Source organism: Wolbachia pipientis (assembly GCF_001752665.1).
Classification (GTDB): domain Bacteria; phylum Pseudomonadota; class Alphaproteobacteria; order Rickettsiales; family Anaplasmataceae; genus Wolbachia; species Wolbachia pipientis_A.
Map to the genome: position 1 here is coordinate 72,030 of NZ_MJMG01000006.1, position 12,221 is coordinate 84,250.

At 32.1% G+C, this 12,221-nt stretch carries 11 protein-coding genes and 1 pseudogene; 7 read left to right on the forward strand and 5 right to left on the reverse strand.

Annotation, left to right across the window (positions count from 1 at the left end; all coding sequences use genetic code 11):
- Positions 1–45: 45 nt before the first annotated feature.
- A complete protein-coding gene (locus BIY23_RS05250; RefSeq protein ID WP_186820150.1) occupies positions 46–216 on the reverse strand; it encodes a hypothetical protein in 171 nt (56 codons plus the stop codon).
- 5 nt (positions 217–221) lie between these two features.
- On the opposite strand from BIY23_RS05250, the gene BIY23_RS02895 reads away from it, so the two are divergent.
- On the forward strand, positions 222–1,424 hold the full coding sequence (locus tag BIY23_RS02895; RefSeq protein ID WP_070065050.1) for a PQQ-binding-like beta-propeller repeat protein: 1,203 nt from the start codon (positions 222–224) through the stop codon (positions 1,422–1,424).
- Positions 1,425–1,464: 40 nt separating this feature from the next.
- Here BIY23_RS02895 and BIY23_RS05670 read toward each other — a convergent pair.
- The 3 genes and pseudogenes from BIY23_RS05670 to secB all read right to left on the reverse strand — a co-directional run.
- Positions 1,465–1,614 (reverse strand): annotated as a pseudogene (locus BIY23_RS05670) (IS5/IS1182 family transposase); the annotation flags it as partial.
- A 330-nt stretch (positions 1,615–1,944) separates the two neighbouring features.
- Complete coding sequence (gene acnA / locus BIY23_RS02900) at positions 1,945–4,500, reverse strand: aconitate hydratase AcnA (protein WP_070065051.1); 2,556 nt, start codon at positions 4,498–4,500, stop codon at positions 1,945–1,947.
- 35 nt (positions 4,501–4,535) lie between these two features.
- Complete coding sequence (gene secB, locus BIY23_RS02905; RefSeq protein ID WP_070065052.1) at positions 4,536–5,000, reverse strand: protein-export chaperone SecB; 465 nt, start codon at positions 4,998–5,000, stop codon at positions 4,536–4,538.
- A gap of 79 nt (positions 5,001–5,079) precedes the next feature.
- Between secB and BIY23_RS02910 the strand changes: the two genes are divergently transcribed.
- From BIY23_RS02910 to BIY23_RS02935, 6 genes are all read left to right on the forward strand, one after another.
- Positions 5,080–5,697, forward strand: coding sequence for a Tim44/TimA family putative adaptor protein (locus BIY23_RS02910; RefSeq protein ID WP_070065053.1), 618 nt, complete (start codon positions 5,080–5,082; stop codon positions 5,695–5,697).
- Positions 5,687–6,370 carry a DNA polymerase III subunit epsilon gene (gene dnaQ / locus BIY23_RS02915; protein WP_070065054.1) on the forward strand — a complete coding sequence of 228 codons (684 nt, stop codon included), beginning with the start codon at positions 5,687–5,689 and terminating at the stop codon, positions 6,368–6,370. Before BIY23_RS02910 ends, dnaQ begins: the two co-directional genes overlap by 11 nt.
- Positions 6,370–6,978: an SCO family protein gene (locus BIY23_RS02920; RefSeq protein WP_070065073.1), complete on the forward strand. Its 609-nt coding sequence runs from the start codon at positions 6,370–6,372 to the stop codon at positions 6,976–6,978. Before dnaQ ends, BIY23_RS02920 begins: the two co-directional genes overlap by 1 nt.
- Positions 6,979–7,330: 352 nt before the next feature.
- Complete coding sequence (locus BIY23_RS02925; protein ID WP_070065055.1) at positions 7,331–7,600, forward strand: hypothetical protein; 270 nt, start codon at positions 7,331–7,333, stop codon at positions 7,598–7,600.
- Positions 7,601–7,715: 115 nt separating this feature from the next.
- Complete coding sequence (locus tag BIY23_RS02930; protein ID WP_070065056.1) at positions 7,716–10,568, forward strand: phosphoribosylformylglycinamidine synthase subunit PurL; 2,853 nt, start codon at positions 7,716–7,718, stop codon at positions 10,566–10,568.
- 171 nt (positions 10,569–10,739) lie between these two features.
- Complete coding sequence (locus BIY23_RS02935) at positions 10,740–11,072, forward strand: 4a-hydroxytetrahydrobiopterin dehydratase (RefSeq protein ID WP_070065074.1); 333 nt, start codon at positions 10,740–10,742, stop codon at positions 11,070–11,072.
- 151 nt (positions 11,073–11,223) lie between these two features.
- On the opposite strand, the gene BIY23_RS02940 is transcribed toward BIY23_RS02935, so the two are convergent.
- Positions 11,224–12,165, reverse strand: coding sequence for a polyprenyl synthetase family protein (locus BIY23_RS02940; RefSeq protein ID WP_081326533.1), 942 nt, complete (start codon positions 12,163–12,165; stop codon positions 11,224–11,226).
- Between the last annotated feature and the right edge of the window lie 56 nt (positions 12,166–12,221).

Sequence of the window (12,221 nt, forward strand, 5' to 3'; positions counted from 1 at the left end):
TGGATCTGAATTAAACAATCCTTGATTACAAATCGAGTATCGTTACTAACTTTTCAAATTATCTCCAAATTTTACAGGATTCACTGTGATCATATCAGAATCAATAACATTACTAGAGTAAAACGCTGCAAAAAATATTTTTACTGTATTAACAGTATAGTTTTTTGTTGCAGTAAATGTAATAAAATATATAATAGCTAAATTGTTTTTTAACACATCTCATGAAATTAGTGATTCTTCTAATAATTACGTTCCTTTTTAATATAAATTGTGCAATTGCAAGAGACGAAGAAATAACACAGTCGAAGTATCAATGTACACCATTAAGCTACATAGACACAAAATTATCTCAAGGATATATAGCACCTGTTTATAAACGTCTTAAAGGTGATATAATTATAGATGGAAAAGGAGTATTACATTATGATGGATCATGGAAAAATAGGGTATTAGATCTATCTGATGATCATAAAGTGATTAGTAGAATGAGTATTAATTCTCGTAATTATAATAACCTTGTCTGTACAATCGATAACATGTTTTACCTGATACAGGACTTAGAATCATCAGAAGAAGAATATGACAACCTAGTTAAATGGAAAAAAGAATTTAAAGCTCCGATAAGTGGAAGTGGGATAATATTGAAGGATGAGTCACCAATTCTAGATATTGATAAGTTAGCAGTGCTTACTGTTGATAACTCTTTGTATGTTCTAGATGGGAAAAGTGGTGATCAAATTTGGTCATATCATTACAGCAATAATGATGTTATGAAGTCACATTCTATATCACCTATTGTCACAAGTAATAATATAATAATTGCTTCATTCTCAAATGAAGAATTGATAGCGTTTGATGAAAATGGACCAAAATTATGGTCTTACAAATTTCCTATAAATCTCTTGCATACTCACTGTGTGGATGTTGCAACTATGCTGAAAGTAGTTAATGACAAGTTATTAATAGCTACAAATAATGATATTGCTGTTGCTCTTGATATAAAATCTGGTAGTCTTTTATGGTCAAAACCTATACGGGTAAAGAGTATAGACAATGGTATTGTTAACAATGTTTTTATGGTAACTGAAGACGATTATGTGATAAAAATAGAACCTTCTAATGGTCAGATAATGTGGAATACTAAACTTCCAGTAAGTGCTACTACGTCTCTTACACCATATTCTGACACATTATTTGTTGTGAGTAATAAGGGTGTTATGTTTATACTAGATATACACTCTGGTATTATTAAACAAACATTTACCATTCCAGAAGATGTATATCATAATTTTGTATTACATCCGCCAGGTGAGAGTTTAGATACATACTTTACGACGCAGAATAAGGGTGCATACTATTGTCGTGAAGTATGGGATAAGGAAGTTGAACAGGATGAGACTTCAAATGAAATATACATGAACTAGCGCACCTACACACTGTCTTCTAACGTTTTTTAGTGTATTTTTATACAGTCCAAGACTTTCTACACTTGACATCATTAAAACCAAGGGGGAACCCCCCGAGGATATTTTTATTGAAACGAGAGTAGATACGTTTAAAGTGCTTAATTTTACTGAAAAAACACTCGATTAGGTGTCGTTTTGTATAAAGATGTCTAAAAATTTTCTTGTAGTTCTTTACTCGAATATTTTTGATAGTTTTCAAAAATTCATAGATTATTTTCCAATCTTCTGTTTTTACGTAACACTTATATCTGGTAGCATCTCCTTATATTTGTACAATAAAAAGATGTTACCTTATTTTTTATATTATTGTATCTTTCTGGTTCTATAAGTGTACATCACCTAAATATATAGTAGAAATTACTTTCTATATTTTTGCTCTTAAGCTTAGGTTAGCAATCCCAATATATAATATGATTATAGCAATGTAGCAAAGCAGTTCTTATACACACCGTACAAAAGCATGTACAGGGGGATTTCATTAATACAATGACAATATATAGTGCAATATTCCTCCACTTTTTACATATTCAGCCTCAATAAGCGTTTCAATGCAGCACTTCAATTGAATTAATTGTTCAGGTTGATCACCATTTTTTACTACACACTCTAGATTTGCTTCTGGTTCAATTGTACCACGTATACTCACTATCTCATCACCATCAAATACTTTTTTTGTCACACCATTCTGAAATATGAGAGGTAATACCCCCATACCTATCAGATTAGACCTATGTATACGTTCAAAACTTTCTGCAATTACAGCTTTTACCCCAAGCAATACAGTACCTTTTGCAGCCCAATCTCTACTAGAACCTGTGCCATATTCTTTTCCTGCTAAAATTATTAACGGTATATCACACTTTTTGTAACGCATTGCTGCATCAAAAATTGACATTACTTCTCTTGATGGCATATATCTTGTGTAACCCCCTTCAGCATCAACCATTTCATTCTTGATCCTGATATTTGCAAAGGTTCCACGCATCATTACGTTATGATTTCCACGACGTGACCCATAAGAATTAAAGTCTTTAGGTTCAACACCGAGCTCTTTTAAGTACGTACCAGCAGGACTATTTATAGCAATATTTCCCGCTGGAGAAATATGATCAGTAGTGACACTATCACCTAAAACTGCTAGTATTCGTGCATTATTTATATTGATAGTACTACTACGACTTAATACATTATCAAAATAAGGCGGGTTTTGTATATATGTGCTATTTGGATCCCAATTATAGACTGAACTTTTTTCACACTTTATTTCTTGCCAAGATTTATCACCAGAAAATATACTTTGGTATTTCTTGATGAACATTTCACGTGTTATCACCTTACTTACATAATCTTCTACTTCACTATTTGTTGGCCATATATCCTTTAAGTAAACATCATGCCCATTGATATCTCTACTTATTGGATCTTTAGTTAAATCTAGTTTTACACTACCTGCAAGCGCATATGCCACTACAAGAGGAGGAGAAGCAAGATAATTTACTTTAACTAAAGGATGTATTCTTCCTTCAAAATTACGATTACCTGACAATACAGCTGCAACAATTAAATTTCTACTGTTAATATCATTTTCTATTTGATCATTTAGCGGTCCAGAGTTGCCTATACATGTAGTACAACCATATCCTACAAGATTAAAACCTAAACTATCCAAGCTTTCTTGTAAACCAGATTGTTCCAAATATTCTGTAACAACTTTTGATCCAGGTGCCAATGAAGTCTTAACCCAATATTTTGTCTTCAACCCAAGTTTCACTGCATTACGTGCAACAAGACCTGCTGCTATCATTGTATGAGGATTAGAAGTATTTGTACAACTTGTGATTGCTGCAATTACTATACTACCATTTTGTAACTCATCATTCAAATTGCCTGTTCCACATGAAAAAGCAAAAGAATCTGCTACTTGTGAAAGATACAGTTTATCTTGTGGTCTTTTAGGACCAGCAATTACTGGTTCTATAGAAGATAAATCGATTTCTATTTTATCAAAGAACGTTATATTCTCATTTGTCCATAGCCCTTGTTCCTTGGCATATTGTTCAACCAAATTGATTAATTCTGTAGTACGGCCAGTTAAATGTAAATAATCTAAAGTTTTTTTATCTATAGGAAAAAAGCCACAAGTAGCACCATATTCAGGAGCCATATTTGCTATAGTAGCTCTATCTGGAACCGACAAACCATCTAGGCCTTTACCATAAAACTCTACAAACTTGCCTACTACTCCTTTTGTTCTTAAAATGTTTGTAATTGTTAGTACTAAATCAGTAGCAGTAACTCCTTCTGTAAGCTTACCTACCAATTTCACCCCTATTACCTCTGGAATAACCATACTTATAGATTGGCCAAGCATCACAGATTCAGCTTCTATTCCACCTACACCCCACCCTAAAACTGATAGCCCGTTGATCATAGTAGTATGGCTATCTGTACCAACAAGCGTATCTGGATATATCAGCCCGTTATCATTATATACAACTTGTGCCAAATATTCTAAATTAACCTGATGACAGATCCCTGTACCTGGAGGAACGACTCTAAAATTTCTGAATGATAACTCTCCCCACTTCAAAAATCGATACCTTTCCAGATTGCGTTCCATTTCTAACGCTATATTTTTACTAAATGCAGCATCATCTCCATGACTATCAACCTGAACAGAATGGTCAATAACAAGATCAACAGGTACAGATGGATTTATATTGCTTTTTAAATAGCTACGCATTGAAGCTAAATCTACTATAGCAGGTACACCTGTAAAGTCCTGCATCAATACCCTTGCTGGCTTATAGATAATTTCATGACGCATATACTTATTGACACAATTTGCTAATGCTCTTATGTCATCCAGCTTATTACCATTGTTCCTTAATAAATTTTCAAGTAAAATTTTTAATGAACACGGTAACCTGGAAACGTCTATTCCTAAAAATTTGCCAACACTATTCAGACTAAAATAGCTATATGATCTTTTACCAATGTCCATAGCTGCTTTTGTATTGAAAGCATAATTCATCTTATGTAACTCTCATTTTAATTACAATTACTATGCTAGTTTTTCTGCCTAGATTGTGCATAGTACATAGCCTTAAAATCTATTGGCTCTAACATAAGAGGCGGAAATCCTCCACTATTTGTAATCCTTGCAATAATTTCTCTCGCAAAAGGAAAAAGAAAAGTAGGAGCCTGAATAAATAAAACTTGTTTTAGTTCTTCTTCTGTAAAAGAACTATCTATTGAAAATACACCACAATATTTTATGTCACTCATAAACGCTACATTCTCTTTTTCTTGTCCATCTTGTACTATTGCCTTAGTTTCTATGTGTAGTGTAATCTCATGAAATGACTCTTGTTTTTCATCTACTTTTTCTTCCCCGTCTGTATGTTCCAATTTGACTGCATTTATGTTTACCGTAACATTGATATCTGGTGCATTATTTGAAACAAGAAATGGTGCATTTGGATTTTCAAATGACAAATCCTTAATATATTGACCACGGATTTTCATTGACATTTTTTATATCTCCCTTTAATTAAATTGAAATGTTTGTTAATATACTATACTATTATTACACAAAAGTAAATCTACTAATATGATGGAACTTGTAATATACGCTTTACTGGCAGCATTTATCTTTTTGCGTTTATATAATTCTTTAGGTAAGTCAACAGGCAGATCAATAAATCTTAGTTTTAGTAAACTAGTAGATAATTTAGAAAGAAATAAAGTAGAAACAAATGTAGATCACTATATTGATCACGCCGACAAGAATATGGCCCCTTATAAGGAAATATTAAAAAAAAACAAGGATTTTGCGATTGCTGACTTTATGCAAGGTGCAAGTATGGCATTTGAAATGATAATAAAGTATTTTAATCAAGGTAACTTAACGCAATTAAAGCAGCTTTTAGATCGTAATCTTTACAATTCATTTGTAGAAAAAGTTACAAATCGTCAAACTATAAATGAATCTATAATTGTCTCTATTATTACACAAAAAATTACGGAAATAAAAGTAGTGAAGAATATAGCATTTATTTCTGTGTATTTTCTATCAGAACAGATCAATTTCAGCAAAAATGATCAAGGCGAGATTATCAAAGGTGACACACATACTATTAATCAGGTTAAAGATACATGGCAATTCAAGAAAAATATCAATTCATCAGATCCAATCTGGTTACTTGTTTCTATAAAAAATGATGCGTGAAATAGTACTTGACACTGAAACAACAGGCCTTGACATCACAGTAGGTCACCGGATTATTGAGATAGGGTGTGTAGAATTGATAAACCGTATGCCAACAGGTAATGCATTTCATAGGTACATTAACCCTGAAAGAGATATACCCTATCACTCTTTTAAAGTACATGGCATTAGTGAAGAATTTATACAAGGCAAACCATTATTTGCAGATATAGTATCTGAGCTGCTAGATTTTATATCTGATGATATTTTAGTCATTCATAATGCTGCATTTGATATTAAGTTTCTGAATATGGAGTTTAGCAAGTTAAATTGCAAGCCAATTTCTGTCGACAGGGTAATAGATACATTACCATTAGCACGGAAAAAATTTGCAGGATCTCCAGCTTCGTTGAATGCATTATGTAAACGTTTTGATATATCTCTAGATAATAGAGAATTGCATGGTGCACTAATTGATGCTCAATTACTTGCCAAAGTATATGTTGAGCTTACAGGAGGGTTGCAAATTTTTCTCTTTGATGATATAAACAATAGTAATAATGATTCTGTATTAACTAAGCATAAAGCATATAATTTAACTCAGAGGAAGTACTTTCCCAGTGATAACGAAATTGACGCTCATAAAAAGCTATTAAAACAGATTAAGAGTCCATTGTGGAAAAATTATTTGTGATGATAAAAATTGTAAGAAAAATATTTAATTTGTTAATATTATTAGCATTTATATTTTTTGGTTACTGTTATTTTACTAAAAATGGTATCTTTAGCCAAACTAAGATTGATAATACAGAAGTTGCTATAGGTGGAGATTTTTCTTTAATTAATCAAGATGGACAGGTAGTCCATAGTAATGACTTAAAAGATAAATATAAATTAATTTTCTTTGGATTTTCATTATGTAAACGCATCTGCCCTATGCATCTCGGAATTATTTCTGAAGCATTGGCAAAACTCGATAATAACATTCATAAAAAACTGCAAGCAATATTTATTACTATTGATCCAGAACGTGATAGTATTAAAAAGTTAAAAGAATTTCATCAACAGTTTGATGATAGAATACAAATGTTAACAGGAACAAGAGAAGAAATAGATCAAGTCATTCTAAAATACAAAGTTTACGCAAGTAAAGTAGCTGGCGAAGAAGAAATTAATCATTCTTCTGTTATATACCTTATTGGACCTGATGGAAAATATGTAACACATTTTGCACTTAATCTAGATTCAAGCGAAAATCAATCTGATAAAATTGTAGCTGGATTAAAGCGATATGTTAATTAGCAATAACTTTTATAAAATAAATATTGAGTCTATAGAAATTATAATATAAAAGTTAAGTGTTTAATAGGCAAATTATGAATCCAATAAATTCCATTATACAGCATATACAATGGCTTTTTCGGTCTCCAATTACACACGATGAGCAAAAAATACTACGTCAATTCAATCTGTTCAAGAAGGCAGTACATTAGAAAACCCAGAAATATCTGTTGGCTTATGTGATACAGTACAAAGTACTAGTTAATGTAGCTCCTAATATATAGGAATTGTTGAGAACCTAGACATCTCTAATGATCTAAAGAGTCCACATACTGCTTATGAAGAGCAAGAGGAACATTATAGGACTTTATGTATGCAATTTGTAAAGAATCGACTAGAAGAAGGTGGCCATATAGTCCTAGGAGGAGAAGAATGTGTGCAAATTGAGAAAATGATTGAAATCAATAAATCGCTTCGTGGTGTTTTAGGTAAATTTAAGTTATCTAGTCTTACAGATGTTCACGCTATGATTGAATTTCTACAATGTGTATCAAACCTGCAAAATGCACCACCTAATACTGTGATACACGCACAAGCAGTAACCGCACTACATGCTGCAGTACGCGACATCCAGAGGAAGTAGTACATGACATCTAGAACAATTCAAATTAAACATATAGGCTTTTTGTAAAAAGCCTATAATTTTTGAGACTTCTGCACCATAATAAAAGATATAATAGCTTTTATAAATTATATGCATGATAAACATTAGAATAGAGGTACTAAACAATTGCATACAGCAAATTAACGTTTATTCAATTTATATCGGTAAGGTATTAACAGAAACAATATATCATGAAATATCTGAATTATTTTACAATAAAGTTACACATGAATGCCGTTACTATCTCTATAACAAAAGCATAAAAGAAGTTCCGTACAAATTTATAAAGCCTCATATTAAATGTGCAATAGAGATAAGCTTTTTACCAGGTATGACTGATAATATAGGCAATACAGCAGGACAGATAGTTAAAGAATATTTATTAAGCAAAAATTACATTGATAAAAATGTCCCTATATATGGACGAAGTTCAAAATTAATTCTTGGTATACCTGATGATATAAAAGAAATGTATAACCCTATTACTGAATGTTGCACGCTTATATACACAGAGAATAACAGCTATACATGGCAGTACTATGGTAAACAATTAATCTCTTGCAACAAAACTCATACCCTTAATGCTCAACCTGTAAGCATAAATGTAGATGATAATACGCTTGAAAAAATAAGCAGAGAAGGAATTAACGGTAACGGCACTTTAGGGCTTTCTCTTCCTGCAATGAAAATAATTAAGGACTATTTTAATAAGCTTAATAGAAATCCTTACGATATTGAACTAGAAGCTTTAGCACAAACTTGGTCTGAACACTGTAAACACAACATTTTTTGTGCTGCTATTGACGAAATCACGGATGGATTATATGAACATTATATTAAACGTGCAACACGTGAGATAAATTCTGATATATGCGTATCTGTCTTCTCTGATAACGCAGGTGCAATAATTTTCGATGATAAATATTTAATCGTAGATAAAGTTGAAACTCATAACAGTCCTTCAGCTCTGGATCCATTTGGTGGGTCAATAACAGGTATTCTAGGAGTAAACAGAGATATATTAGGTTTTGGTAAAGGTGCAGAACCTATCATGAACACTTATTACTTCTGCTTTGCTAATGAATTAAAAGAGAAATTATATAGAGACAAAGAACATACTAGCGAAGTTTTACAGCCAGAATTTATCATGAAAGGTATTATACGTGGTATAAATATTGGTGGAAATTGCTCAGGTATTCCCACTCAATTAGGTTCTGTGTATTTTGATAACAGATTTTGTGCTAAACCTCTAGTATTTGTGGGAAGTGTAGGAATTATTCCACGAAATATAGATGGTTATCCCTCACATATTAAAGACACAAAAAACGGTGACAAAATTGTAATTATAGGTGGACGAGTTGGGAAAGACGGAATACATGGCGCAACGTTTTCTTCAGAAGCACTATCTGATAACAGTCCATCAACAATAGTGCAAATTGGTGATCCCATAACACAGAAAAAGTTGTCTAATGCTATTTTGGAAGCACGTAATCTTGGTCTCTATAATGCTATAACAGATAATGGAGCTGGTGGATTTTCTTCATCTATAGGAGAAATGGGAAAAGAAGGGTTTAGAGTAGATCTCAGTAAAGTTTTATTGAAAAACAATAATATGGCCCCTTGGGAAATATGGGTCTCAGAATCACAAGAAAGAATGACTTTAGCAGTACCTCACAAAAACCTTTCTATATTGCAACAAATCATGAAGAAGCATGATGTAGAATTCAGTGTAATAGGAGAATTTAACAACAGTAAAAAAGCAATAGTACAAACTGCTTCAACTGTAATTATGGATATAGATACAACTTTCTTGCATAACGGTAACCCTAAAATGTATTTAAAGACGAAACCTTGGTTAGGAAAACCTGCAGAGATTAAAAGAAGACCTGCTGATATTCCGATAGATATCGAATTGAAAGAAATGTTGAGTAGACATAACATATGTAGCAAAGAATTTATAGCAGCACAATATGACCATGAAGTACAAGGATCATCGATACTCAAGCCACTACAAGGTAAAGGCAGAGTATGTAGTGAAGCTGTTGTTTCCAGACCAATTTTATCATCAACACGTGGCATTGTAAAATCTCATGGATTTGGTTCAAGCTACGGAGAAATCGATACTTATCATATGGCAGCATGTGCAATTGACACCGCTATACGTAATTATGTTGCAGTGGGAGGAAATATAAATCATTTAGCATTACTCGATAATTTTTGCTGGTGTGACTCTTATAACCAAGAAAGGTTATGGCAATTAAAGCGTGCAGCCCAAGCTTGTTATGATTATGCAATTGCATTTAAAACACCTTTTATTTCCGGTAAAGATAGTATGTTTAATGATTTTAAAGGATATAATGCAGAAGGGAAAGCAGTAAAAATATCTTCGCCTCCTTCATTGCTTATTTCAGCTATTGGTATCATGGAAAACATAGAGAATGCTGTTTCATTAGACGTAAAAATTCCAGATGACTTAATATATGTACTTGGTACTACTTATGATGAACTAGCTAGGTCAGAGTATCAATTATATAGTGGAATAAGCAATAATAATCTGCCAAAAGTAGATGCAAAGAGCGCCAGAAAATTATATGAATGCTATAATAAAGCAATCAAGGAAGGTTTGATTGTTTCTGCAATTACGCCAAATCTTGGAGGAATAATCGTTGCTTTAGCAAAGTCCTTAATTGCTGGCAACCTTGGAGCAGCAATAGATTACACATTAATACCTTCTAATATCAATGATTTAAGAACTATTCTATTTTCTGAATCCCAGAGTAGAATATTAGTTACAGTTGCACCACAAAACCAAAAGAAATTTGAAGAAATATTTAATAATGTGGTATTTTCCAATATAGGAATCATCACAGAAAGAAAAATTTTAAGTATTAAAGGCATTTTAAATGTAGAAGTGAAAGATTTAACTAACCACTATCTTAATAACTGATGAGCTCTATCAATATAGTATTTATTTCTAAAATTCAAAAATGGTATATCTACCTGACGCAATTATTTTATATAGAGGTCAATATAATAAATGTATTACAAAGAAAAAAGAGAGCTTGTTAAACAAAATATTAATTATATAATCAAAATACAATTTATTTTACTAAATCCAATGACACAAACAAGTTTAAGAAATAAAACTTGCATACCATGTCAAGGTGGTATGCCGCCATTATCCAATAAAGAAATTACAAAATTACTTATAGAGTTAGATAATAATTGGGTAATAAATGATGTTGGCCATCTATATAAAGAATATAAATTTAGTAACTTTACGAATGCCATGGCTTTTGCTAACCAAATTGCAGAGCTTGCAGAAAAGGAAGCACATCATCCTAGTTTAATGGTCACATGGGGAGTTTGTACAATCGAAATATGGACGCATAAAATCAATGGTCTGACCGAAAGTGATTTTATTCTTGCAGCAAAAATTGACGTAATATAGAAATTTACTTAAAGCGCATAAAGGCTCTAATTTAAACATTTCGCAAACAGTCTATTCTTTCCCATACGTCTGCTCCTTGTTACTATCTTTACATACCCTAACACGAATTTACTGTAGCAATACCGTCATCAGGATTCGCAACTCTTTTTCCTTAAAAAGTCAGATCCTTTACATGAAGGACCTTATATAAAAAGTCAATTAAAATATCTTTATTAGAAAAATCACTAATCTCACTTTGAGCAACATTAACATAGAGTTTTGCTTCTTCTATAGAAAATCGGATGGCATCATGCTTTTTTATGTAGTTTAATGCTTGAGATAAATTATGTTCATTCAAAGTAAAGCATTTATTCCAGAATTCCCGTTCCTCCTTATTACCTCTTTCATACGCTATGATTGCAGGAAGTGTAGGTTTACCATCAAAAAAATCTTTTCCCTGTTTTTTGCCTGAAGTATCTTGAGTAGCAATATAATCTAACATATCATCAATGATTTGAAATGCCATGCCAAAATTGAGACCAAATTTTTTTAATCTATCCACTTCATTACCTGTTGCACCAGATATGATAGCCGCAGCTTCACAACATGCAGAAAACAGGGAGGCAGTTTTCTTCTGAATAATATCAAAGTAATTCTGTCTAACTGTATCAGGGTTAAAATTTGTTGTCAGTTGCATTATTTCACCATTAACAAGCGAATGAGACGCTTCAAATAATATAGATACAATACGTAAATTCTGACATGTTATTAACCATCTAAAAGCTATAGTAAGAAGCAAATCACCTACTAAAATGCTTAGCTTATTTCCCCATATATTATTTGCGGTCTTAATCCCATGACGTGCATCACTTTCATCTAGTACATCATCATGTAGTAAAGTAGCATTGTGTATAAGCTCAACAGACGCAGCAACCTTTATTCTATCTTCCTCTAAATAATTGAGCATCTTGCATATTATACACACTAGCTTAGGCCTTACCTTTTTTCCTCCTGACCTAATAAGATGAAAAATTATATCTTGAACATTTTGATTATTAATACTTATGAGACTATTAGAGATAAACTTCTCTATAGCCAATAGATCACCACACACCTATTCTTTTACATCTAAGTTGATTAGACCTTTATTGATAAACCACAAAATCCTAT

Bases quoted from the DNA above. Each gene is read 5' to 3' on its own strand.
- BIY23_RS02895 (WP_070065050.1), top strand. From the start codon at position 222: ATGAAATTAGTGATTCTTCTAATAATTACGTTCCTTTTTAATATAAAT.
- acnA (WP_070065051.1), bottom strand. From the start codon at position 4,500: ATGAATTATGCTTTCAATACAAAAGCAGCTATGGACATTGGTAAAAGA.
- secB (WP_070065052.1), bottom strand. From the start codon at position 5,000: ATGTCAATGAAAATCCGTGGTCAATATATTAAGGATTTGTCATTTGAA.
- BIY23_RS02910 (WP_070065053.1), top strand. From the start codon at position 5,080: ATGATGGAACTTGTAATATACGCTTTACTGGCAGCATTTATCTTTTTG.
- dnaQ (WP_070065054.1), top strand. From the start codon at position 5,687: ATGATGCGTGAAATAGTACTTGACACTGAAACAACAGGCCTTGACATC.
- BIY23_RS02920 (WP_070065073.1), top strand. From the start codon at position 6,370: ATGATAAAAATTGTAAGAAAAATATTTAATTTGTTAATATTATTAGCA.
- BIY23_RS02925 (WP_070065055.1), top strand. From the start codon at position 7,331: ATGCAATTTGTAAAGAATCGACTAGAAGAAGGTGGCCATATAGTCCTA.
- BIY23_RS02930 (WP_070065056.1), top strand. From the start codon at position 7,716: ATGATAAACATTAGAATAGAGGTACTAAACAATTGCATACAGCAAATT.
- BIY23_RS02935 (WP_070065074.1), top strand. From the start codon at position 10,740: ATGACACAAACAAGTTTAAGAAATAAAACTTGCATACCATGTCAAGGT.